General features: G+C 67.5%; 21 protein-coding genes. 6 read left to right on the forward strand and 15 right to left on the reverse strand.

Annotation, left to right across the window (positions count from 1 at the left end):
* Nucleotides 1-125: 125 nt before the first annotated feature.
* From KB874_RS10820 to KB874_RS10835, 4 genes are all read right to left on the reverse strand, one after another.
* Nucleotides 126-1,295, reverse strand: a complete 1,170-nt coding sequence (locus KB874_RS10820; protein WP_212536595.1) for an MFS transporter — start codon at nucleotides 1,293-1,295, stop codon at nucleotides 126-128.
* A 119-nt stretch (nucleotides 1,296-1,414) separates the two neighbouring features.
* Nucleotides 1,415-2,224, reverse strand: a complete 810-nt coding sequence (map, locus tag KB874_RS10825; RefSeq protein ID WP_212536596.1) for a type I methionyl aminopeptidase — start codon at nucleotides 2,222-2,224, stop codon at nucleotides 1,415-1,417.
* Nucleotides 2,225-2,313: 89 nt separating this feature from the next.
* On the reverse strand, nucleotides 2,314-2,871 hold the full coding sequence (gene rsmD / locus KB874_RS10830; protein WP_212536597.1) for a 16S rRNA (guanine(966)-N(2))-methyltransferase RsmD: 558 nt from the start codon (nucleotides 2,869-2,871) through the stop codon (nucleotides 2,314-2,316).
* A 10-nt stretch (nucleotides 2,872-2,881) separates the two neighbouring features.
* Nucleotides 2,882-4,090, reverse strand: coding sequence for an NAD(P)/FAD-dependent oxidoreductase (locus KB874_RS10835; protein WP_212536598.1), 1,209 nt, complete (start codon nucleotides 4,088-4,090; stop codon nucleotides 2,882-2,884).
* Nucleotides 4,091-4,172: 82 nt separating this feature from the next.
* Here KB874_RS10835 and KB874_RS10840 point away from each other — a divergent pair, with 82 nt between their 5' ends.
* Entirely contained in the window at nucleotides 4,173-4,664 is a 492-nt protein-coding gene (locus tag KB874_RS10840) for a peroxiredoxin (protein WP_212536599.1), read from the forward strand.
* Nucleotides 4,665-4,800: 136 nt separating this feature from the next.
* On the opposite strand, the gene KB874_RS10845 is transcribed toward KB874_RS10840, so the two are convergent.
* The 6 genes from KB874_RS10845 to KB874_RS10870 form a co-directional block, all read right to left on the reverse strand.
* On the reverse strand, nucleotides 4,801-5,091 hold the full coding sequence (locus tag KB874_RS10845) for a 4a-hydroxytetrahydrobiopterin dehydratase (protein ID WP_212536600.1): 291 nt from the start codon (nucleotides 5,089-5,091) through the stop codon (nucleotides 4,801-4,803).
* Nucleotides 5,088-6,287 (reverse strand): GNAT family N-acetyltransferase, encoded by a 1,200-nt coding sequence (locus tag KB874_RS10850; RefSeq protein WP_212536601.1) that lies wholly within the window; start codon nucleotides 6,285-6,287, stop codon nucleotides 5,088-5,090. Before KB874_RS10850 ends, KB874_RS10845 begins: the two co-directional genes overlap by 4 nt.
* Before the next feature lie 34 nt (nucleotides 6,288-6,321).
* Complete coding sequence (locus KB874_RS10855; protein ID WP_212536602.1) at nucleotides 6,322-7,065, reverse strand: glycerophosphodiester phosphodiesterase family protein; 744 nt, start codon at nucleotides 7,063-7,065, stop codon at nucleotides 6,322-6,324.
* Nucleotides 7,065-7,529 (reverse strand): RidA family protein, encoded by a 465-nt coding sequence (locus KB874_RS10860; protein WP_212536603.1) that lies wholly within the window; start codon nucleotides 7,527-7,529, stop codon nucleotides 7,065-7,067. The genes KB874_RS10855 and KB874_RS10860 overlap by 1 nt, the downstream gene beginning before the upstream one ends.
* Nucleotides 7,530-7,710: 181 nt before the next feature.
* The gene (locus KB874_RS10865) at nucleotides 7,711-9,015 is read right to left on the reverse strand and encodes an HlyD family type I secretion periplasmic adaptor subunit (RefSeq protein ID WP_212536604.1); all 1,305 of its coding nucleotides are present in this window, start codon (nucleotides 9,013-9,015) and stop codon (nucleotides 7,711-7,713) included.
* Complete coding sequence (locus tag KB874_RS10870) at nucleotides 9,012-10,745, reverse strand: type I secretion system permease/ATPase (protein WP_212536605.1); 1,734 nt, start codon at nucleotides 10,743-10,745, stop codon at nucleotides 9,012-9,014. The genes KB874_RS10865 and KB874_RS10870 overlap by 4 nt, the downstream gene beginning before the upstream one ends.
* Before the next feature lie 236 nt (nucleotides 10,746-10,981).
* Between KB874_RS10870 and KB874_RS10875 the strand changes: the two genes are divergently transcribed.
* The 3 genes from KB874_RS10875 to KB874_RS10885 all read left to right on the forward strand — a co-directional run bounded on the left by KB874_RS10875 (nucleotide 10,982) and on the right by KB874_RS10885 (nucleotide 13,474).
* Entirely contained in the window at nucleotides 10,982-11,734 is a 753-nt protein-coding gene (locus tag KB874_RS10875) for an MlaA family lipoprotein (RefSeq protein ID WP_212536606.1), read from the forward strand.
* The gene (locus KB874_RS10880) at nucleotides 11,734-12,336 is read left to right on the forward strand and encodes an MlaC/ttg2D family ABC transporter substrate-binding protein (RefSeq protein ID WP_212536607.1); all 603 of its coding nucleotides are present in this window, start codon (nucleotides 11,734-11,736) and stop codon (nucleotides 12,334-12,336) included. Before KB874_RS10875 ends, KB874_RS10880 begins: the two co-directional genes overlap by 1 nt.
* 166 nt (nucleotides 12,337-12,502) lie before the next feature.
* A complete protein-coding gene (locus tag KB874_RS10885; RefSeq protein ID WP_212536608.1) occupies nucleotides 12,503-13,474 on the forward strand; it encodes an MBL fold metallo-hydrolase in 972 nt (323 codons plus the stop codon).
* An 18-nt stretch (nucleotides 13,475-13,492) separates the two neighbouring features.
* On the opposite strand, the gene KB874_RS10890 is transcribed toward KB874_RS10885, so the two are convergent.
* Nucleotides 13,493-14,296, reverse strand: coding sequence for a lipid II flippase family protein (locus tag KB874_RS10890; protein ID WP_212536609.1), 804 nt, complete (start codon nucleotides 14,294-14,296; stop codon nucleotides 13,493-13,495).
* Nucleotides 14,297-14,420: 124 nt separating this feature from the next.
* Nucleotides 14,421-16,379 carry a bifunctional 2',3'-cyclic-nucleotide 2'-phosphodiesterase/3'-nucleotidase gene (locus KB874_RS10895; protein ID WP_212536610.1) on the reverse strand — a complete coding sequence of 653 codons (1,959 nt, stop codon included), beginning with the start codon at nucleotides 16,377-16,379 and terminating at the stop codon, nucleotides 14,421-14,423.
* 158 nt (nucleotides 16,380-16,537) lie between these two features.
* Between KB874_RS10895 and KB874_RS10900 the strand changes: the two genes are divergently transcribed.
* Nucleotides 16,538-16,954: a (R)-mandelonitrile lyase gene (locus KB874_RS10900; protein ID WP_212536611.1), complete on the forward strand. Its 417-nt coding sequence runs from the start codon at nucleotides 16,538-16,540 to the stop codon at nucleotides 16,952-16,954.
* 24 nt (nucleotides 16,955-16,978) lie between these two features.
* On the opposite strand, the gene KB874_RS10905 is transcribed toward KB874_RS10900, so the two are convergent.
* Both KB874_RS10905 and KB874_RS10910 read right to left on the reverse strand, forming a co-directional pair.
* On the reverse strand, nucleotides 16,979-17,878 hold the full coding sequence (locus KB874_RS10905; RefSeq protein WP_212536612.1) for a DMT family transporter: 900 nt from the start codon (nucleotides 17,876-17,878) through the stop codon (nucleotides 16,979-16,981).
* 123 nt (nucleotides 17,879-18,001) lie between these two features.
* A complete protein-coding gene (locus tag KB874_RS10910) occupies nucleotides 18,002-18,916 on the reverse strand; it encodes a fatty acid desaturase (protein ID WP_212536613.1) in 915 nt (304 codons plus the stop codon).
* A 98-nt stretch (nucleotides 18,917-19,014) separates the two neighbouring features.
* Between KB874_RS10910 and KB874_RS10915 the strand changes: the two genes are divergently transcribed.
* Nucleotides 19,015-19,872: a helix-turn-helix domain-containing protein gene (locus KB874_RS10915; RefSeq protein ID WP_212536614.1), complete on the forward strand. Its 858-nt coding sequence runs from the start codon at nucleotides 19,015-19,017 to the stop codon at nucleotides 19,870-19,872.
* A gap of 305 nt (nucleotides 19,873-20,177) precedes the next feature.
* On the opposite strand, the gene metG is transcribed toward KB874_RS10915, so the two are convergent.
* Nucleotides 20,178-21,887, reverse strand: a complete 1,710-nt coding sequence (gene metG / locus KB874_RS10920) for a methionine--tRNA ligase (RefSeq protein ID WP_212536615.1) — start codon at nucleotides 21,885-21,887, stop codon at nucleotides 20,178-20,180.
* Nucleotides 21,888-22,010 lie beyond the last annotated feature (123 nt).

A 22,010-nucleotide genomic window follows, 5' to 3' on the forward strand; every position in this document is an offset into this window, starting at 1 on the left:
CCATTTGCCCCAAGGTTAATGCAACCCGTGCTGTTATGCGATAGCGGCGCGGGTTTCGCCGCGAAACGAGCAGCATGGGACGGCGGGCGGGGCGAGGTTCCGGCCAGCGGCCGGGACGAGCGCCGTCAGCCGGCCCGCCGCAGCGCCGCCGCGCGATGCGACCACAGCAGCACGCCCAGCGCCGCCAGCGCCAGCGCCCCCGCCGCCGGCCCGGTCATCGACAGCCCTGCCAGCGCCACCACGACACCGCCCGCCGCCGACCCGGCGGCGATACCGACATAGATCGACGCCGCATGCAGCGACATCAGCACCGGCGCCCGCGCCGGGTCCAGTTGCACCAGCCGCAGCTGCTGGCTGGGCGAAAACGCCCACCCCACCAGCGACCAGACAAAGATCAGCCCGAACAATCCCGCCACCGGCAGGGGCAGCAGCGCAAACAGCGGCAGCACCGCGACCTGCACCAGGCAGACCCCGGTCAGGCTGCGCTCCGCGCCCAGCCGGTCGGCCATCCACCCGCCGACCAGGTTGCCCAGCGGCGCGCCCAGCCCGAAGACCAGCAGCGCCAGCGCCACCCCGTCGCGGCCGAACCCCATGGTCTGCGACAGCAGCGGCGACAGGTAGGTATACAACGCATAGATCGCGCCGATGAAGACCACGGTAAAGCCGACCGTCGCCATCGCCACCCCGTCCAGCAGGGTCCGGCCCAGATCGCGCAGCGACACCGGGGCAAAGCGCAACCCGGCCGGCACCCGCGTCCAGACCAGCCAGATGCAGGGGGCGACCAGCACCGCCACCAGGACAAAGACCACCCGCCACCCGAACGTGTAGGCCAGCCAGCCCCCCGCCGGCACGCCCAGCACCTGGCTGACCGTCAGCCCGAAGAACACCGCGGACAGCGCGCGGCCGCGCCCCTCGGGCGGGGCCAGCGCGGCGGCGATGGCCAGCGTCACCGGTGTCACCAGTCCCGCCCCCATCGCCGCCAGAACCCGCAGCGGATAGAGCACCGCAAGGTCCGGCGCTGCCGCCGCCGCAAGGGTCGTAACCCCGAACACCGCCATGCCCAGCGCCAGCACCCGCCGCCGCCCCATCCGGCCGGTCAGCGCCACCAGCACCGGCGAGGAAATCGCGAACCCCACCGCGTAGACCGTCAGCAGCGAGGCCGCCGCCGTGACCGGCACGCCCAGCCCTTCTGCCAGAGGCTCGACCATGCCGATCAGGGCGAAGGCGCCCATGCCGATCACGAAATTGCAGATCGAGAGGATCAGGAAGACGCCGCGCGGCGCGCCGGTGGTCATGAAAGGCGGTTCCTTCGGGTCGGATCTGCGGTCCAAGCTAGACCACCGGGCGGTTGGCGCCACGGGAAAGGGGCTTCCCTGCTTCGGGAAATCCTCTCACCGCCCGACAGCGGATCAGCTCAGTAGGTCGGGTGGAACATGCCGGCCGGCGACAGGGTAAAGATGTCGACCCCGTCCGGGGTCACGCCCACCGAATGCTCGAACTGCGCCGACAGGCTCTTGTCGCGGGTCACGGCGGTCCATTCGTCGGCCAGCACCTTGGTTTCCGGGCGACCGAGGTTCACCATCGGCTCGATGGTGAAGAACATCCCCTCTTCCAGCACAGGCCCGGTGCCGGGGCGGCCGTAATGCAGCACGTTGGGCGGTGCGTGGAACACCCGGCCCAGACCGTGGCCACAGAAATCGCGCACTACCGACATGCGGTTCGCCTCGACAAAGGTCTGGATGGCATAGCCGATGTCGCCGAAGGTGTTGCCCGGCCTGACCGCCTCGATGCCGCGCATCAGCGCGTCATGCGTGACCTCGATCAGGCGCTCGGCCTTGCGGCTGAGTTTTCCCGCCACATACATGCGCGAGGTATCGCCAAACCATCCATCGACGATCACCGTCACGTCAATGTTCAGGATGTCGCCGTCCTTCAGCGTCTTGGGGCCGGGAATGCCATGGCAGACCACGTGGTTGACCGAGATGCAGGAGGCATGCTGATAGCCCTTGTAGCCGATCGTCGCGCTGGTCGCGCCGGCCTCCTCGACGCGCGTGCGGATGAAATCGTCAAGCGCCTCGGTGGTCTGGCCGACAACGACAAGCGGCGCGACCTCGTCGAGGATGCGCGCGGCCAGCTCGCCGGCCCTGTGCATGCCGGCGAAATCCTCGGTCTGGTAGATGCGGATGCCGTCGCGTGTCTGACGACCGCCCGTGTCATGGTTCAAGAGCCGGTCTCCGGTGTTGTTTTCCGACACTTAAACCGATCCGTGCCGCTTTTCCAGTCACCCGGCGCCGCAGCGCGGCGCAACCGGGGTCACGGCGCCTGAAGCAGGGTGACAACCGTGTCGCCATAGCTGCGATGTTCGATGAGGATGAATCCGGGCGGCGGCTCCTGCGGGGCGCTTTCCTCCCAGACGATCAGCGACTCGGAGGCCAGCCAGCCGCCCGCCTCGGCCGAGGCCAGCGCCTTGGCCCCAAGACCCTTGCCATAGGGCGGATCGAGAAAGACTAGGTGCGCCGGATCGTCGGTCGGCGGCAGTTTCAGCGCCGAGCGGGTCAGCAGGCGCACGCGCTCTGTGACCTGCAAGGCAGCGACGTTCTGGCGGATCAGCGTCTGCGCGATGCGCCCGTCATCGACGAAAGTGACGTGGCTCGCCCCGCGCGACAGCGCCTCGAGCCCCAGCGCGCCGGTCCCGGCAAACAGGTCGAGCACATGCGCCCCCTCGAACGGGTCGCCATAGCGCCCGCCAGACAGCGTGCCCATCAGCGCCTCGCGGACGCGGTCGGTGGTGGGGCGCAAATGCGCGCCCTCGTCGCCCTTGCCCACCTCGACGAGGCGACGGCCTCGGAATTCTCCAGCGACTATTCTCACGGTTTGGGCCTCATCCTTTGAGAAGGGATTTGAGTTCTGTGGCAGGGTCGGCCACCGCCTGCGGGTCGGCGCTGCGGCCGGCCTCTATCAGGCGCTTGGCGACCATGTAGGATCGGCTTTCGTTCATCGCGTCCAGCGCAATCAGGCGCCCGGTCGCGTAGTACCAGAAGGAAACGGCGCCGTCTGCGCCCTTGCGCGTCACCACCTGGTCATATCCGGTCGAAAGACCCGCGATCTGGAGCTTGACGTCATACTGGTCGGACCAGAACCAGGGTTTCGGCACATAGGCGCGGTCGTCGCCCAGCATGGTGTCGGCCACAAGCTCTCCCATGTCGATGGCGTTGCCTACGGATTCGAGCCGCATCCTCCCGCCCTGATGCGGGAACGCGGCGCAGTCGCCCGCCGCCCAGATCGCCGGGTCCGAGGTTCGGCCCTGCGCGTCCACCGCAATGCCGTTGTCGATCGTGAGCCCCGCCGCCTCGGCCAATGCGGTGGCGGGCGCGATGCCGATGCCGACGATGCAAAGATCGACATCCAGGGTCGTGCCGTCGGTCAGTTCGGCCCCGGTCACATGGGTCTCTCCGAGCAGGCGGGTTAGGCCCACCCCCTCGCGCAGGTCGACGCCATGCGCCTTGTGCAGGGCGCGGAAATACTCCGAGGTCTGCTCTGACGCGACCCGTTGCAGGATGCGCGGCGCGGCCTCGATCAGGGTGACGCGCATGCCCAGTTTCGCGCAGACCGCCGCCGCCTCGAGCCCGATATAGCCGCCGCCCACGATCAGCACCCGCCGCCCCGGCTGGCAGTCCGGCGCCATCGCGTCGACATCGGCCAGCGTGCGCACCACGTGGACGCCGCTCAGGTCGCCGCCGATCGCCGCAGGCAGGCGTCGCGGCACAGACCCGGTGCAGAGCGCGAGCTTGTCATAGGCGATGTCCTGCCCGCCCGCGGTCACCGTGCGGGCCGCCCGGTCGATGCCGGTTACGGGCTGCGCCAGGTGCAGGTCGATGTCCTGCTCCGCATAGTAACTGTCGGGCCGCAGATACAGCCGCTCGCGCGCCATCTCGCCCAGCAGATAGCCCTTGGACAGCGGAGGACGCTGGTAGGGGGGCACCGGCTCGTTCCCGATCAGGGTGATGGCGCCGTCGAATCCACGACTGCGCAGCCGCGCCACCAGGGATGCCGCCGCCTGACCGCCTCCGACCACGACAATGCCGGTCATCTGCGTTCCCCCCGTTTCCCTTCCCTGCGCGCAACCTATAGTCGGGATCATGGGAAACGCAATTGCAGGGAAGGATGCGACCATGACGATTTCGACAGGAGACCGGCTGCCCGAGGCGACTCTGGCACGGTTGGGCGACAAGGGGCCGGAACAGGTGGCCCTCGGAGAGCTGGTCAAGGGCCGCAAGGTGGTGATCTTCGCCCTGCCCGGCGCCTATACCGGCACCTGCACCACGGCCCACGTGCCCAGTTTCATCCGCACCCGGGCGCAGTTCGCCGACAAGGGCGTGGACGACGTGATCTGCCTGTCGGTGAATGATCCCTTCGTCATGGGCGCCTGGGGCGAATCGACCGGTGCCACCGCGGCGGGAATCACTATGCTGGGCGACCCGGCGGCAGAATTCACCAAGGCGGTCGGCATGGATTTCACCGCCCCGCCTGTCGGTCTCTACGACCGCTCCAAGCGTTACGCGATGCTGGTCGAGGACGGCGTGATCACGATCCTCCAGGCCGAGGAAAACCCCGGCGTCTGCGATGTCTCCGGCGGCGAGGCGCTGCTCGCGGCGATGGGCTGAATCCTGTCCTCGCGCCGTGGGGGGCCAGCCCCCCAGCCCCCGGAGTTTAGGGGCAAGATGAAGGGTGAACCGGTTCCTCTTCATCTTGCCGGACAAACTCCGGGGGAAGCCCCACAGGGGCTGGGGGCAGAGCCCCCTAGAGCGTGTCGAGCTTGCGCGCCAGCTTGGCATCCAGTGCCGACAGCCCGCCCACGTCATGCGTCGAGAGAGTCACCTCGACCGTCTTGTAGACATTGAACCATTCCGGGTGGTGGTTCCACTTCTCGGCCCAGAGCGCCGCGCGGGTCATCCAGGCGAAAGCCTCGGTGAAATCGGCGAAGGTGTAGGTCTTGGTGATGGCGTCACGGCCCTCGACCATGGACCAGCCATTCTCCAGCAGCGGCGCCAGCACGGTCTTGCGCGCGGTGTCCGACAGTTTCTCGGTCATTCCTGTTCCTCCTGCCTGTCCTTGCGGAAGGGGCCGTAGGCGGTGAGGATCTCGATATCCTCGTCCACCGCGGCGCGTTCCGCCTCCAGATAGCGCGCCACCGCGCGGCCAAAGCCCGGATCGCCGATCCAGTGCAGCGAGTGGGTCTGCACCGGCAGATAGCCGCGGGCCAGCTTGTGGTCGCCCTGAGCCCCGGCCTCGACCCGCTTCAATCCCTGCGCGATGGCATAGTCGATAGCCTGATAATAGCAGGTTTCGAAATGCAGGCAGTCGTGATGTTCGATGCAGCCCCAGTAGCGGCCGAACAGCGCCTGCCGCCCGACCAGGTTCAAGGCGCCAGCCACGTCGCGTCCGTCGCGGCGGCACAGGACCAGCAGGATGTCGTCGCGCAGCCGCTCCTGCGCGATCTCGAAGAAGGCACGGGTGAGATAGGGCGTGCCCCATTTCCGCGCGCCGGTGTCCTGGTAGAAGGTCCAGAAACTGTCCCAGTGCTCGGCGCGGATCGCGTCGCCGGTCAGCTGTACGATCTCACCGCCGAAAGCCTGCGCCGTGGCGCGCTCCTTGCGGATCGCCTTGCGCTTGCGCGAGCTGAGGCTGGCGAGGAAGGCATCGAAATCGGCGTAGCCCGCGTTGCGCCAGTGGTACTGCTGGGTGACCCGGCGCATCAGGCCCATACTGTCCCCGGCGATCGCCTCGGCTTCCGTGCAGAAGGTGGCGTGAAGCGAACTGACCCCACTTTCGGATGCGAATTGGACCGCGCCCTGAACCAGCGCCGCCATGCCCTCGGCCTCGAAACCCGGACGAGTCAGGAAGCGCCGCCCCGTCGCGGGGGTGAAAGGCACGGCGAGCTGGAGTTTCGGGTAATACCGCCCGCCCGCGCGTTCATAGGCGTGGGCCCAGTTGTGATCGAAGATGTATTCGCCTTGGCTGTGGCTTTTGACATACATCGGCGCGACGGCGATCACCTGCCCGTCCTGACTTGCCACCAGGTGGCGCGGCGACCAGCCGGTGCCGGTGCCGACCGAACGGCTGTCCTCCAGCGCCTTCAGGAAGCGATGCGTGGTGAACGGGTCGACGGGGCGGGTGCCATCGGCGGCCTCGGGGCAGGCGCAGGCATCCCACTCCTCGACCGCGATCTGCGACAGAGAGGTGAGAAGCGAAACCTCGATTTTGGGCGCGCGGCGGGGTTCTGTCATCACGAGGGGCAATCTGGCGCGCGCGCGGCGCGGTTCAAGCCGCAAAGCCCTCGAAGGTGATCTGGTCGGCCACGCGGCGCGCCGTCCCGGCCTGGTCGGGCGTACGGATCGTCCAGCACAGCACCGGCACGCCACGCGCCTTGAGCGCTGCTACGGGCTGGCTGGAGAGGTCGGTGTGCTGATGGCTGACGAAACTGGCCCCGGTGCGGTCGAAATCGGGGATCCGCGCAAGGTGGGTGCGGACAGCGCGCGGCAGGGTCAGCCAGTCCTTGGCGGGATAGGCGCAGGTGGTCAGGCCGCGCGGCAGGCCGGGCAGGAGGCCGGCCATACGGGCGACCATATGCGGGTTGAAGGACATGACCGCGACAGGGCCGTCATACCCCTCCAGAGCCGCGGCGGTCGCGGTTTCCAGCGTGCCATCGGTCTCGCCCATCGAGCCGTGCTGGTCCTTGAGCTCGATCAGCAGGGGCACACGGCCGGCGACTAGGCCAAGCACCTCGGGCAGGGTCGGGATACCGTCGCCTGTGCCTTTCAGCGCGAGTCCGGCCAGCGCGGCGGCGTCGCGCTGTCGGATCGGGCCTTTCTCGCCGGTCAGGCGGCCGAGATCGTAGTCGTGGAACACCATCGCCTGCCCGTCGCGCGAGGGCTGGAGGTCGATCTCGATGCCATAGCCCGCCTCGACGGCGGCGCGGATCGCGTCGCGCGAGTTCTCGGGCCCGGCCGTGCCATGCAGGGCGCGGTGCGCGATAGGGCGGGCCAGGAAGGCGGCGGGCAGCATCAGGCGATCTCGAATATGCCTTCGATCTCGACGGCGACATCGAATGGCAGCGCGCCCGCCGACACGGCCGAGCGCGAGTGCCGCCCGGCATCGCCGAGGATTTCGACCAGCACGTCGGACGCGCCGTTGATGACCTTCGGCTGATCGGTGAAATCGGTGGTGGAGTTGACGAAGCCGGTCAGCTTCACCACCCGCTTGAGGCGCGACAGGTCGCCCTCGCAGGCGGCGCGGACCTGCGCCAGCAGGCTCAGCGCGCAGGCGCGGGCGGCGGCGGCGCCATCCTCGACGGTCATGTCGGCGCCGACCTTGCCGGTGACGAAGGCGCCGTCCTTCATGCTGACCTGGCCCGACACGAACAGCAGGTCACCGGAACGGACAAAGGGCACGTAGTTCGCTGCCGGGGCGGGCGCGCCGGGCAGGGTGATGCCGAGTTCGGCAAGGCGGGTCTCGATGGCGTTGGTCATGGGAATCCTCCGTTGGTCGCGCGCAGGCTAGGCAGCGGCGGCGGGAATGAAAAGGGGCGAGCGCAGGTCAGGCGGGGTGGGCCTGCCACGCGCTGCCCTCCCTCGGTCACGGGGGAGGGACAGGGAGGGGGCCGAGGCGGAAGAGCGTGCCGTCAGGCACACCGATGGATCGCCGCCCGTTTCAGCTCTCGCGAAAGGCCTTGGCGAAATAGTCGGTAAAGGGTTTCACCAGGTAGGCCAGCGGCGTGCGGTCGGCGGTGCGGATGAAGGCCTCGACCGGCATGCCGGGAATCAGCACGACGCCGGTCGGCAGGCGATCGATCTGGCCGTCGGACAGCACGATCTCGGCCCGGTAGTAGCGGGCGCGGCTGGCCTGATCCTCGAAGGCGTCGGCGGAGATCTGCACGACGCGGCCGAACAATTCGGGTGTCTGGCGCTGATCGAGCGCGGAAAAGCGCAACGCGACTTCCTGCTGCACGAAAAGCTGGTCGATATGAATCGTCGGCACCTGCACGGCGATGACAAGCGGGCGGTCCTGCGGGACGATGAACAGCACCGGGTCGGCGGGACGAACCACGCTGCGCGGGGCAAAGACCGTCAGCCCGTAGATCACGCCGCTGACGGGGGCCGTGATGTCCAGGCGGGTTAGCCGCTCGTGGATCGCGCGGCGCTGTTCGGCAAGTTCCCGTTCGCGGAATTGCAGGTCGCGCAGGGTGGTGATCGCCTCTTCGCGGCGGCGGGTGTCGAGTTTCAGGATCTCGATGTCGATCTCGGTGATTCGGCCCTCGGCCTGCGCCTTTTGCGCGGTGAGTTCGCCCACCTGGCCCGACAGCCGTGCCTCCTCGCGTTGCAGCGCCAGGACGCGCTGCGCCTGGGTCAGCCCGCGGTCCAGCAGCGATTGCTGGTCGGCCAGTTCCTTTTCGATCAGCGCAAGCTGTTCGGTCAGCGCGGTTTGCTGCGCCTCGATCCCGCGGACCTGGTCGACGATCTGGTCCGAGCGCTTGGCCAGTTGCTCGATCTCGCGGTTCACCGAATCGCGGCGGGCAACGAACAGGTTGCGCTGGCCCTCGACCAGGTCGGCCACCTCTGGGTCGGCCTGCGCGCGTTCGAGCAGTTCCGGGGCGAAGGTGATCCCGTCGAGGCCATCGCGTTCCGCCGACAGGCGCGCGCGGCGCGCAACCAGTTCGAAATACTGGCCCTCGACGATGGTCAGTTCGGACAGCAGCAGGGTCGGGTCCAGCCGGATCAGCACGTCGCCCGCCTGCACCGTGTCGCCCTCGTCGACCACGATCTCGGCAACGACGCCGCCATCGGGATGCTGCACCACCTGGCGGTTGCGTTCGACCTCGATCTGGCCGGAGGCCACGATCGCGCCCGAGATGTTCGTCGTCGCCGCCCAGCCGCCAAAACCGCCGACAAGGACGGTCAGCGCCAGCAGGCCGACAATCATCGGCGTGCGCAGCGGGAAATCGGGTTTGTTGGTCATCGCACGCCTCCGGGGCCCGCGCTCTGCGCGATCTGCTGATGGTTCTGGACCACTTTCGCCAGCACCTCTTCCTTGGGGCCAAAGGCCACGCGGCCACCGTTTTCCAGCATCAGCAGCAGGTCGCATTCCTTGATGGCGGCAGGGCGGTGGGCCATGATGATGACCGACTTGCCCGCCGCCTTGAAGCCCCTGATGGCGCGGTTCACTGCCTCGGAGCCCTCGTTGTCGAGGTTCGAGTTGGGCTCGTCCAGGACCAGGATCGTCGGGTCGCCATACATCGCGCGCGCCAGTCCGATACGCTGCATCTGGCCGCCCGACAGCCGCCCGCCGGTGGCCGTCACCCTCGTGTCGTAGCCGTTGGGCAGTTTCAGGATCATCTCGTGCGCATCGGCCTTGCGTGCGGCCTCGACGATCTTTTCCGGGTCGGGATTGGGCGACAGGCGCGCGATGTTCTCGGCGATTGTGCCGTCGAACAGGGTCACGCGCTGCGGCAGGTAGCCGATATGGCTGCCCAGAACGTCCGGCCCGTATTGATCGAGCGAGGCGCCGTCCAGCCGGATCTTGCCACCCGCCGGCCGCCAGACACCGGTGATGGCGCGCGCCAGCGTGGACTTGCCCGCGCCCGAGGACCCGATCACGCCCAGCCCCTGCCCCGGTTCGAGATTGAAAGTGACCAGGCGCAGTGCCGCCTGCTGTTCGCCCGGCGGCACGACGGTCAGCTGTTGGACCTCGAGGCGCGCGGCAGGTTTCGGCAGGGCGGTGCGCTCGGGCTCTTCGGGCACCTCGGTCAGCAGCTGCGCCAGGCTGTCCCAGCCCTTGCGCGCGCGTTCCACCAGCGCCCACTGGCCGATTGCCATCTCGATCGGGGCCAGCGCCCGTCCCATCAGGATCGAGCCCGCGATCATCGCGCCCGGCGTCAGTTCGTTGAGCAGCACCAGGTAGGCACCAAGGCCCAGCATCGCCGATTGCAGCAGCAGGCGGAAGGTCTTGGTGATGGTCGTGAAGGTCCCGGTCAGGTCGCTGGAACCGATCTGGCCGGCCAGCGCCTCGCGCCGGGCGGCGAACCAGCGTCGGAAGGCGGCGCCGCGCATGCCCAGCGCATGCACCATCTCGGCCTCGTTGCGGATCTGGTCCGAGGTCCGCTCGGCCTGCATGACGGCGATGTTGGATTTCAGCGTCGGATTGCGCGTGACCGCCTGGTTGACCAGCGTCACGACGATCAGGACCGCGCCGCCCGCCAGCGCCAGGTAGCCCAGCCACGGGTGGAAGATGAAGATGCCCAGGATGAAGAAGGGCGTCATCGGGATGTCGAAGAAGGCCATCAGCACCGGCGAGGACATCAGGCGCTGCACCGATTCAAGGTCGCGCAGGCCGGTCTGGGCCAGTTCGTCGGGCTTGACCGCGGCGCGGCGCACGACGGCGTCGAACACCCGCAGGTCCAGCGCCGACTGGAAGCGCGCGGCGACCCGCCCCATGATGCGCCCGCGCACATAGTCGAGAATGCCCATCATCCCGTAGAGGAAGATCACCAGCACCGAGAGCGCGATCAGCGTCGCCTCGGAGCGCGATCCCAACACCCGGTCATAGACCTGCAGCATGTAGAGCGGCCCGGTCAGCATCAGCACGTTCACGAAGAAGCTGAAGATGGCGACGAACCAGTAATAGGGGCGCGACTTGCGGCGGGCTGCGCGCAACTCGTCCCTTCCCTTCTGGAAGCGGTCTGTGCTCATCGGGCTTTTTGCCTCATGATCTGGTCCTCGGGGACGGTCTTACCGTGATGCGACCGCAGTGGCAAAGCGTGTCTTTCCCACGCTGTCGCGAAAGTGCCACAAAGAGGTCGAAACCCGGCGCGATAATTGGGTATCTTGCAGAACGGTCTTAAGTAAATGCAAATCGAAGCGGTCTTGACCAGTCACAAGCGGAAGATCGCCCGGTTTCGAGAACGAATTGAAGGGGGCCCGCTGCCATGAGGGCTGCAACTGCGTTTTTTCCTCTGGTTCTGGCTGCCGCACTGGCCGGCTGTTCGGTGCCTGGCCCCGGCGAGGCGCCCGACGGCGTCTGGGATCCCAACGAGGCCGCGAACCGCCGGGTGCACGAATTCAACCTGGCGGTCGACCGGACGCTAATCTCGGGCGCGGGCGACGCGACGCAGGCGGTGCCGCCTGAAGTGCAGCAGATGGTGGTGAATTTCGCCGACACGGTGTCACTGCCCAAGACGGTGGTGAACCAGGTTCTGCAGGTCCGGCTGGGCCGGGCGGCGCGCAACACGCTGCGCTTTGCGGTCAACGCCACGCTGGGCCTGGGCGGGCTGTTCGACCTTGCCAAGGATATCGGCCTGCCGCAGGACGAAAGCACCTTTGGCGAGACGCTCTATGTCTGGGGCCTGCCCGAGGGCGGCTACGTGGTGCTGCCGGTCTTTGGCCCCTCGACCGAGCGCGACAGCGTCGGCCGGGCGGTGGACCTGTTCCTGAATCCGCTGGATTACGTTCTGACCCCGGTTCAGCGTCGGTGGAAGACGGGGTCGGTCGTCACCGCCAAGGTGATCGACCGGGCGCGCTACGAGGGCGCGGTGGATTCGGTCCTGTATGAGAGCATCGACAGCTATTCGCAGTTGCGCCTGATCTACCTTCAGAACAGCCGGTTCGACCTGGGCGACACTACCGAGGCGGACGGGGACGCCTATATCGATCCCGACGCCATCGATACGGAGGGTTTCTGATGCCGAACCTCATGCTGACCCGCCGCGCCGCGCTGTTGGGCGCCGCCGCGCTGGGGCTGGGGGCCGCGCTGCCCACCGGTGCGCGCGCCGCCACCGCCGCCCAGGCGGAATCGCTGGTGCGCAACCTGGTGGCCGAAATCAACCGCGTGATCGCCTCTGGCAAGAGCGTGTCGTCGATGATCCGCGACTTCGAGGGGATATTTCGGCGCTACGCCGACCTGCCCACCATCGCCGCCTACGCTCTGGGGGCCGACGGGCGGCGCGCGAGTGCGGCGCAGAAAAAGGCGTTCACCGACGCATTTTCCGGCTACATCGCGCGCAAGTATGGCAAGCGGTTCCACGAATTCATCGGCGGCCGGCTGGAGGTGACAGGATCGCGCCCGATCCGCAACGCATTCGAGGTCGTGACCACCGCCTACCTGCGCGGCGAGGCGCCCTTCGAGGTGTCCTTCCATATCGGGCAGAACTCGGGCCGGATGTTCAACATGTTCATCGAGGGGGTGAACATGCTGCTGACCGAACGCTCGGAAATCGGCGCCTTGCTGGACCGCAACCGGGGTGACATCGACGCGATGATCGCGCAGTTGCGCAAGACGGGCTGAGGCGTCAGCCGTCGAAGCGCACGCGGAGGCAATCATGTCGCGAGTCATGCCGCCGGGAGATATCGAGGACCGAGGCGCGCCTTCGCGAAGGCTCTGGCATTCGCGCAGCCGGATGATACTGTCGCATTCGAATAGTTGAATTCAGGGACCGTCAGGGAGGAGCCCCATGTCCATCGTCAGACCCAGCCGCCGCGACATCCTGCGCATGGCCGCCGTCATGCCAGCGCTGACGCTGCCCGTGGCCGCCCGCGCGCAAGTCCTGGGCGCCCCCGGCGCCGCCGGCAACCCGACGCATTTCCGCTTTACCCTGGGCGAGGCGACGCTGACCTGCGTCTCGGACGGGCGGCTGGAAATCCCGGCGAACGGGCTGGGAATCAACGCCGACCCCGAAGAGGTCAAGGCCTTCCTGGCGCAGTATTTCCTGTCGACCGAGACGAATTACTCGCACACCAACCACCTGGTGATCGAGCTGGGCGACGCCAAGGTGCTGATCGACGTGGGATCGGGCAACCGGTTCATGCCGACTGCGGGCGAATTGCTGACCAACCTGGAAGCGGCGGGAATCGACCCGGCCTCGATCACGCATGTGGTCATCACCCATGCCCACCCGGACCATGTCTGGGGCATCCGCGACGATTTCGACGAATCGATCCTGCCCGACGCGCAGCTGTTCATCGGCGGGGCCGAACACGCCTTCTGGATGCAGGACGGGCTGGCCTCCAGCGTGCCGACCGAGATGCAGCAATTCGTCGTCGGCGCGGTGAACTCGCTGAATGTCGAGGGCGGAGAGTGGACGCTGCTGGAGAACGAGCAGGAGGTCGCGCCGGGCATCCGAGTGATCGACACACCCGGTCACACGCCAGGCCACATGGCGGTGGTGGTGGAATCGAACGGCCAGCAGCTGATCGCGCTGGGCGATTCCATGAGCCATGCCTACATGAACTTTGCCCAGCCGGACTGGTTCAACAATTTCGACATGGACGGCGCTCAGACCGTGGCCACCCGCCGCCGCCTGCTGGACATGGCAGCGACCGACCGGATGGCGGTGCTGGGCTATCACTTCCCCTTCCCGGGCGTGGGCCATGTCATGCGCGACGGTGACGCCTATCGTTTCGTCCCGGCCCTCTGGCAGTGGTGAGACGCGCGCCGCGGCGGGTTACAGCGCCGCGGCGACCCAGGCGATGACCATCGCCCCGGGCACCAGAAGGGCCTGCGCGGCCAACGTGCCCGCAAGCCGGCCGGCAACCAGCCAGAAGATCAGCCGCCGCAGGCGCCCGTCGCTGGTGCGCCCGGCGGCGGCATCGTCTGTGACGGCGGCAACGTAGGGGTCGATCATGACGAACATCACGATGGTCGCCGCCCCGTTCACCAGCGCCGACAGCGAGGCCGCTGTGACGCGCAGTTCGGGCGTCAGGATGCCGGCATAGATCGACGACAACACGCCCACCGTCCAAAGCGCCGAAGCGGCAAAGTTCAGTCCGATCACGATCATCGGCAGGTCGGCCACGCGGAACGCCCCGCGCAGAGTCGCATAACCCGGCAAAGCTGCCGAGCGCAGGACCGCCGCCGCGCCCGCGGGCGACAGCGTGCGCAGCATCAGCCGCGCCATCGACCGGCGGCGATGGAAATGCGCCACGGCCAGCGTCGCCATGCGCTGGAAACTCGGGAGCAGCAGCCCGCCCAGCAGCGTGGCCGCCGAGGCCGACAGCAGGATCAGCGTGAAATCGTGGCGCAACGCCTGCGTCGTTGCCTCGGAAATCGCCAGTTCGACCCGTTTGGCCAGCAGCGACCCCTGGAAGGCATTGGACAGGCGCGAGATCAGGACAAGGCTGTTGAACAGCGAAAAGGCCAGCGCGATATGCCCTGTGCGCACCCCCGCGATGCGGAACGCATAGGCCAGCGTTCCGATCAGGTGGATGACGAAGGTCAGCGCGAGGATGGCGGTCAGTTGCGGGTCCACAGCGGACGCCCTTGTTTTTCGGCGCGGTCATGGCACGCGCCCGGCGCGCGCGCCACGACAATCGACACGGGACACGCGAGAGTGACGAAGGGGGCGGCGCCGGTCTGCGCCGCCCCCGCCACACTTACAGCGTGATGCGGAACCGCACGAACCCGTCCGGCCCCTCGCCCGCCTCCTCGATGCTCAACCCTGGCACGTCGGCCATGTAGTCGCGTGCCTTGGGCCCGGTGTCGAACAGGACCGACGTGCCGGGCAGCGAGGCAAAGCCCCAGTTGGCGTCGGCCTTGGGGTCGATTGTGCCCTGCTCGACGATGTAGCGCACGATAACGTCGCGGTTGGTGTCCGGCGCCTCAAACACGATGGTGTCGCCGGTGCCGGGGAAGCTGCCGCCACCGCTGGCGCGATAGTTGTTGGTGGCAATGATGAACTCGGCCGCCGGGTCGATCGGCTCGCCGTTATAGCGCAGGTCGACGATGCGGCTGGCGTCGGGGTTCAGCGGGCCGCCCTTGGCATCGAATCTCGACGGCTGGCTGAGATCGATCCTGTAGGTCACGCCATCGATCACGTCGAAATTGTAGGACGGGAAATCCGGGTTCAGCAGGACCTGGTCGGCCTCGCCGGGCGTGACCTGGTTGAACATGCCCGCGCTGCGCTCCAGCCAGTCCTTGACCTGCGCGCCGGTCACGCGCACCGCGCGCACCGTGTTGGGGTAAAGATAAAGGTCGGCCACGTTCTTGATGGCCACGTCGCCAACGGGCACGTCGGTGTAATAGTCCGGCCCGCCCCGGCCACCCGCCTTGAAGGGCGCCGCCGCCGAGAGGATCGGCAGCCCTTCGTGCGGGGTGCCCATCATCATCTGGGCGATGTACCAGGTCTGCGCGTTCGACACGATCTGGACAGAGGGATCGTCGGCCACCAGCGCGAAATAAGAATAAAGCGGCGCGGCGGTCTTGCCCACGGCGCGGCGGACATAGGCCAGCGTCTCGTCGTGCTCCTTCTGCACCGAGGCCAGCACGGCGGCATCGCTTTCCACCAGCGCGGTGATGGACCGGTCCTCGTTCCGCTTGGAGATGGGGCGGGTGGTCGACTCGGTCGTCACGACACGCCAGGTGTTGCCGTCCCGCTCCAGCAGCAGGTCGATCACGCCAAGGTGCGAGCCCCAGAAGCCGCCCATGACGGCGGGCTTGCCGTGGATCGTGCCGGCGGCGATGTCGACGGCGGCGTAATCCTTGTAGGTCTCGGACGGGAAGACGAGGTGCGAATGCCCGGTCATCAGCGCATCGATCCCGTCCACGGCCGCCAGCGGCACACTGGCATTCTCCATCCCCGCCTCGTACTGGGCCGAGCCGATGCCGGAATGGCTGAGCGCGATGATGATCTCGGCGCCCTGCTCGCGCATCTCGGGGACATAGGCCTGCGCCGTCTCGACGATGTCGCGGGCGGTCACGTTGCCCTCGAGGTGCTTGCGGTCCCAGTTCATCACCTGCGGCGGCGTAAAGCCGATGATGCCGACGCGGATCGGGTGGCTGTTGCCGTCGCCGTCGGTCAGCGTCCGGTCGAGGATGACATAGGGCTTGAACAGCGTCTCGTCCTCGCGCGGGTTGGCGCCCTGGGTCTTGGCGATGTTGGCCAGCACGATGGGGAATTGCGCCCCGCCGGCGGATTTCATCAGGAAATCCAGCCCGTAGTTGAACTCGTGGTTGCCGATGGTGGCGGCGTCGAAGCCCAGCGTGTTCATCGCGGCGATGACCGGATGCATGTCGCCTTCCTTCATCCCGCGCTCGTAGGCAATGTAGTCGCCCATCGGGTTGCCCTGCAGGAAATCGCCATTGTCCAGCAGCAGCGTGTTCGTCGCCTCGGCCCTGACGGCGGCGACATGGGCGGCGGTGCGGGCCAGGCCCACCGTGTCCACCGGCTTGTCGCTGTAATAATCGTAGGGAAAGACATGCACGTGCAGGTCGGTCGTCTCCATGATGCGCAGATGCGCCTGGCCGGCGGCCGCGCGGGCCGAGTACGGGTGCAGGGCGATCAGGCTGGCGGTGCCGGCGAGGAAGGCGCGGCGGTCGATACGGAAATCGGGCATGGCAGGTGTCCTTCTGACTAAGGCGAACGAATCCCTCGCCTCACGCGTGTGCCGACAGTGTAGCACCCGAAGGCGGCCGTCGGTCCAGCCTATCCGACCGGGCTGGCATACCACCGCAAGGCAGGGCACTCTGCCCTCGAACCATCAAAGGAACGGTCATGGAGATTCACCGCGCGGGCAGCCGCCCCTCCCAACGCCCCAACCCTGACTATTTCACCGGCGCCGTCCGGATGGACCCGATCGCGTCCTCGCAGGATCCCAGCCGGGTGAACGCGGTGATCGTGACGTTCGAGCCCGGCGCACGCACCGCCTGGCACATGCATCCGCTGGGCCAGACGATCCACATCCTGTCGGGCCTTTGCCTGGCGCAGCGCGCCGGCGGCCCGGTCGAGGAACTGCGCCCCGGCGACACCTGCCGCTTCGCACCCGGCGAGAAGCACTGGCACGGCGCGGCACCGGAAGTCGGCATGGCGCACCTGGCGATCCAGGAGGCGGTCGACGGCTCGGCGGCAGACTGGCTGGAACAGGTCTCGGACGCGGATTACGCCGGGCGACGGGCGGCGCAGGGCGCCTGACCCCGGGCGGCGGTTGCGCCGCGCTCAGGCGACCAGCACCAGCACCAGGATCGACAGGCCCAGCAGGCCGATCCCGCCCAGTTCGCGCGCCGTGACCCTTTCGCGAAAGAACAGCACCGAGGCCAGGAGCGAGAACAGCAGTTCCACCTGTCCCAGCGCATAGACATAGGCCGCGGTCTGCAGCGTGAACGCGGTGAACCAGCCCAGGCTGCCGGCGAGCGAGGTAACGCCCAGCCAGACCGCCACGCGCCGCGCTCGCCAGATCGCGGCCAGTTGCCCCGGCTCGCGCCAGGCCAGCCACGGCAGCATCACCAGGCATTGCATCAGCGTGACAAAGGCCAGCGCCGTGATCGCCCGCATCAGCGGGTCGTCGGACCCCACGCTCAGCGTCGCCGCGCGATAGCCCACGCCCGCCAACGCAAAGAACAGCCCCGACAGCAGGCCCAGCCCCACTGCCCGGCTGCGCAACGCCCGCCAACCCGGCACGCCGCCCGGCGTCTGCGACAGTGCCAGCACGCCCAGCAGCCCGATGCCGATGGCCGCCCCGCCGCCCGGGCTGACCGCCTCGCCCAGCAGAAGCCAGCCGACCAGGGCGGTCTGGATCACCTCGGTCTTCTTCAGCGTGATGCCCACGGCGAAGTTGCGCTGCGAGAACAGCAGCACAACGCAGACCGTCGCCAGGATCTGCCCGATCCCGCCCGCCAGCCCCCAGAGCCAGAACGCCGGCGCCAGCGGCGGAAACTCCGCGCCGCGCCACCACAGATATCCCACCAGCAGCGCCCAGACACCGGGTTGCGCATAGGCAAAGCGCGCGAACGTGCTGCCCGTCGCCGACAGGCGGCCGCCGGCTAGCACCTTTTGCAGCATGAAGCGCAGCGTCTGAAAGAAGGCGGCGGCAAGCGTCGCGGCGATCCAGAGGTCCATGGCCTCGCGCTATACCGTGCCGAGGATGCCGTAAAGCGCAACGCTGCCCCTTCATCTTGCCCGAAAAACTCCGGGGGAGCCGCGCGAAGCGCGGCGGGGGCAGAGCCCCCTGCCCACCCGCCGTCAGCCCTGCGGCCAGAGCGGATGCGGCACCGGGTCTTTCGCCCGCCACAGGTGCCGCCGGAAGACCTCGGCGTAGGACGGATAGCGGTATCCCTCGTTGCGGCGCAGGTAACGATCCCGGTTCTGGCGGTAGAGCGCGGGCAGGCGATACCACGGCACGGCGGCGTGCATGTGATGCACCGCGTGAAGGTTGTTGTTGAGAAAGAGCCAGGCCAGTGGCCCGCGATCCTCGATCACCACGGTGCGTCCCCGCGCCTCGAGATGGGCGCGGTGTTCGAGGAAGGTGCGGATCTTGAGCAGCGACAGCCCTGCGTAGGAGGCCAGCAGCCAGGCCCAGACCGGCATCTGCCCGACCGTCCCGATCCACCACGCCACCAGCGCCAGCGCAGGCAGGTGCAGCGCCCAGCCCAGCGCGACGCGCCGGTCGCCCGCGCGGATGGCATTCAGGTCGCCCGCGACAAAGGTCCACGTGCCGATGGCCGGACCAAGGACCATGCGCCCGGCGAGCGTGTTGTTGGTCCGTAGCAGCCACTGCCGCCAGCGCGGCAGGCGACCCCAAACTGCCGGATCGAGATAGTTCGATTCCGGGTCGTCATAGGGATCGGTCAGGATCGAATCGTGGTGATGCGCGAGGTGGGTGTCCTTGAACCGCAAATAGGGCACCGCCACCGACAGCGCCGGAAAGACCAGCGCGGCGTTCCAGAAACGCGACCGGAACGGATGGCCGTGCAGCGCCTCGTGGGTCAGCGAGGAATGCAGCGCGGCAGCGATGGCGGTCAGCACCATGCCCAGCGGCAGCCACAGAGCCGAAGCCGCCGTCGTTGCGAGGCCCCAGAGCGCGTAGCACGACACCAGCATGACCAGCGTCGGCCACTCGATGGCCCAGGGCCTGCGTCGATGCGCGTTCAAATCCATCTCCCTGCAAGGATGCCTCCTTGATAGCGCGCCAGGCCACAGGTGCGGCATTCGGAATATTGTTAACAAAATCACCTATACGTGATTATTATCACGCCATGAGCCAGAATATCGACAAGACCGCCCGCGCCGCCCTGTTCCGAACCCGCCTGGTCGAGGCCATGGCGAAGGCCGGAAGCAATCGCACCGCACTGGCCCGCGCGGCGGGGGTGGATCGCTCGACCCTGTCGCAGTTGTTGCGCGACGAAGGGGCGCGCCTGCCCGGGGCGCACCTGGTGGCCGCCTGCGCGGCGGCACTGGGCGTGTCCACCGACTGGCTGCTAGGCCTGTCGGACCGGCCCGAACGGGCGCAGGACCTGGTGGCCAACGCCCTGTCGATGACAGAGGCCAACCGCGCCATGGCCGACCGGCAGATCGTCGACTGGCACCGCGAGGCCGAGGGCTATCGCATCCGCCACGTGCCCGCGACACTGCCCGACATGCTCAAGACGCGCGCGGTTCTCGACTGGGAATACGGGCCGCACCTCGGCCGTTCCTCGGCGCAGGCCATCGACCTTGCGGAACAGCGGCTGGACTGGATGCGCGGCTCGCGCTCGCAATACGAGATGGCCATGCCGGTCTTCGAGTTGGAGAGTTTCGCGCGCGGCGAGGGATACTGGCGTGGATTGCCGCCCGAGGTGCGCGGGGCGCAGATCGACCGGCTGATCGACCTGACCGGGGATTTCTATCCTCGCCTCCGGGTTTACCTGTTCGACGCGCGCCGCCTCTATTCCGCGCCGGTCACGGTGTTCGGGCCGCTGCTGGCGGCGGTCTATCTGGGGCGGAACTACCTGGTGTTCCGCGACAGCGTCCGGATCGACGCCATCGCGGCCCATTTCGACCAGCTGGTGAAGGAGGCGAGCGTCTCGGCCCGCGCCCTGCCCGCGCATCTGGAGACGCTGCGCGCGCTGATATGACGGGCTGCCAAAATCCTTCGCAAGCCAAGCGCGCGAAGGGCCGCGCCTGACCGTGGGTGAGCGCTTCGGAACGCTTGTGGTCAGCGGTTTATTTCGCAGCTCCGTATGTCGCGTGAGCGTCGCATGACACCACCAATGCGCCCTCCCGGGGGGAGGGGTGGAGGCCGTCACGGGAACTGTCCGGTGGACAGTTACAGGCCGAAACGCGCGCCCGCGCCGGACGGGCGCGGCCCGGGCTGGTCGCCCGGGCAAACATCAATCTCGAATTGCCCGAGACATCAGAGTGCGGCGCGACTTCGGATGGTTCAGGTCCGCACCCCGGCAAACCGCGCCTGCCATTCCTCGCGCTCTGCATCGGTGATCTTGCGGAAGGTCACTTCGGGCACCGTGAAGGCATGGCCCGGCGCCAGCCGTTCCAACGCCGCAGGCACGTCGTCGGGCCAGTCGGCCCCCGCGTTCAGGCAGCTCCGCAGGTCGGCGCAGGCGTCGGGGATGAAGGGTTCCGAGATCACGGCGTAAAGCGCGATCAGGTTCAGGCCGAGGCGGATCTGCATCGCCGCCGTGTCCGGGTCGGTCTTGAAGGTCGACCAGGGCGCCGCCTCTTGCAGGTATTCGTTGCCAAGCACCCAGGCGGCGCGCAGCGCGGCGGCGGCCTTGCGGACCTCGATCGCCTCCATGTGGGCCTCGTATTCGCGGATCTTCGCGGTCAGGTCGGCGATGAACTTTTCCTCAAGCGGGCCATAGGCGCCGCCCTCGGGCACCGCCTCGGAGAACTTGGACCGGCAGAACTTGGTCACGCGAGAGGCGAAGTTGCCCAGCACGTCGGCCAGGTCCTTGTTCACCGAGGTCTGGAAATTCTCCCAGGTGAATTCGGCGTCCGAGGATTCCGGCGCGTGGGACAGCAGCCACCAGCGCCAGTAGTCCGCTGGCAGGATCTCCAGGGCCTGGTCCATGAACACGCCGCGCCCGCGCGAGGTGCTGAACTGGCCGCCGTCATAATTGAGGTAGTTGAAGGACTTGATGTAGTCGACCAGCTTCCACGGCTCGTTCGAGCCGAGGATGGTCACGGGGAAGGACAGGGTGTGGAAGGGCACGTTGTCCTTGCCCATGAACTGCGTATAGCGGACGTCCGCGGCGCCCTTGTCGGTGCGCCACCAGCGTTCCCAGTTGTCGCCCTTGCCCGCGTCAACCCATTCCTGCGCACAGGCGATGTATTCGATGGGCGCGTCGAACCAGACGTAGAAGACCTTGCCTTCCATCCCCGGCCAGGGCGCGTCGCCCTTCTGCACCGGCACGCCCCAGTCGAGGTCGCGGGTGATGCCGCGGTCCTGCAACCCGTCCCCGTCGTTCAGCCATTTCTTGGCGATCGAGGTGGTCAGCACCGGCCAGCCCTCGCGCGTGTCGATCCATTCCTCGATCTGGTCCTTCATCACGGACTGGCGCAGGTAGAGGTGCTTGGTCTCGCGCATTTCCAGGTCGGTGGAGCCGGAGATGGTGGAATGCGGGTTGATCAGGTCGACCGGGTCGAGCTGTTTCGTGCAATTGTCGCACTGGTCGCCGCGCGCAGAGTCAAAGCCGCAATTCGGGCAGGTGCCCTCGATGTAGCGGTCGGGCAGGAAACGCCCGTCCGCGTGGGAATACATTTGTTTTTCAGAGACTTCGCGGATCAGGCCATTGTCATCCAGAACCTTGGCGAAATGCTGGGTCAGCCGCTTGTTCTGTTCCGAGGACGACCGCCCGAAATGGTCGAAGGACAGGCGAAAGCCTTCGGCCAGTTTCGCCTGCACGCCCCACATTTCGGCGCAATACTCGGCCACCGGCTTGCCCGCCTTGGCGGCGGCCAGTTCGGCGGGTGTGCCGTGCTCGTCAGTGGCGCAGAGGAACAGCACTTCGTGGCCGCGCTGGCGCAGGTAGCGGGCATAGAGGTCCGCCGGCAGTTGCGAACCCACCAGGTTGCCGAGGTGCTTGATCCCGTTGATGTAGGGGATCGCCGAGGTGATCAGGTGCCGAGCCATCTGTCTGGTCCCTTGTCGAACTTTGTGCCGACTTATCGCAGCGCGCGGGCTTAGGCCAGAGGTCAGGAAAAACGCACCTTCCGCAGAACGAATCTTGCGGAAAATCGATTTCGGGAGAAATGA

The sequence above is a fragment of the Thetidibacter halocola genome (assembly GCF_018224955.1).
GTDB classification, from domain to species: Bacteria; Pseudomonadota; Alphaproteobacteria; order Rhodobacterales; family Rhodobacteraceae; genus Thetidibacter; species Thetidibacter halocola.

Coding starts and splice junctions, on each gene's coding strand:
- KB874_RS10870 (WP_212536605.1), bottom strand. CDS start 10,745: ATGAGCACAGACCGCTTCCAGAAGGGAAGGGACGAGTTGCGCGCAGCC.
- KB874_RS10905 (WP_212536612.1), bottom strand. CDS start 17,878: ATGGACCTCTGGATCGCCGCGACGCTTGCCGCCGCCTTCTTTCAGACG.
- KB874_RS10860 (WP_212536603.1), bottom strand. CDS start 7,529: ATGACCAACGCCATCGAGACCCGCCTTGCCGAACTCGGCATCACCCTG.
- KB874_RS10855 (WP_212536602.1), bottom strand. CDS start 7,065: ATGCTGCCCGCCGCCTTCCTGGCCCGCCCTATCGCGCACCGCGCCCTG.
- KB874_RS10885 (WP_212536608.1), top strand. CDS start 12,503: ATGTCCATCGTCAGACCCAGCCGCCGCGACATCCTGCGCATGGCCGCC.
- KB874_RS10910 (WP_212536613.1), bottom strand. CDS start 18,916: ATGGATTTGAACGCGCATCGACGCAGGCCCTGGGCCATCGAGTGGCCG.
- KB874_RS10900 (WP_212536611.1), top strand. CDS start 16,538: ATGGAGATTCACCGCGCGGGCAGCCGCCCCTCCCAACGCCCCAACCCT.
- KB874_RS10915 (WP_212536614.1), top strand. CDS start 19,015: ATGAGCCAGAATATCGACAAGACCGCCCGCGCCGCCCTGTTCCGAACC.
- KB874_RS10865 (WP_212536604.1), bottom strand. CDS start 9,015: ATGACCAACAAACCCGATTTCCCGCTGCGCACGCCGATGATTGTCGGC.
- KB874_RS10875 (WP_212536606.1), top strand. CDS start 10,982: ATGAGGGCTGCAACTGCGTTTTTTCCTCTGGTTCTGGCTGCCGCACTG.
- KB874_RS10880 (WP_212536607.1), top strand. CDS start 11,734: ATGCCGAACCTCATGCTGACCCGCCGCGCCGCGCTGTTGGGCGCCGCC.
- KB874_RS10845 (WP_212536600.1), bottom strand. CDS start 5,091: ATGACCGAGAAACTGTCGGACACCGCGCGCAAGACCGTGCTGGCGCCG.
- KB874_RS10850 (WP_212536601.1), bottom strand. CDS start 6,287: ATGACAGAACCCCGCCGCGCGCCCAAAATCGAGGTTTCGCTTCTCACC.
- KB874_RS10820 (WP_212536595.1), bottom strand. CDS start 1,295: ATGACCACCGGCGCGCCGCGCGGCGTCTTCCTGATCCTCTCGATCTGC.
- KB874_RS10835 (WP_212536598.1), bottom strand. CDS start 4,090: ATGACCGGCATTGTCGTGGTCGGAGGCGGTCAGGCGGCGGCATCCCTG.
- KB874_RS10840 (WP_212536599.1), top strand. CDS start 4,173: ATGACGATTTCGACAGGAGACCGGCTGCCCGAGGCGACTCTGGCACGG.
- KB874_RS10895 (WP_212536610.1), bottom strand. CDS start 16,379: ATGCCCGATTTCCGTATCGACCGCCGCGCCTTCCTCGCCGGCACCGCC.
- metG (WP_212536615.1), bottom strand. CDS start 21,887: ATGGCTCGGCACCTGATCACCTCGGCGATCCCCTACATCAACGGGATC.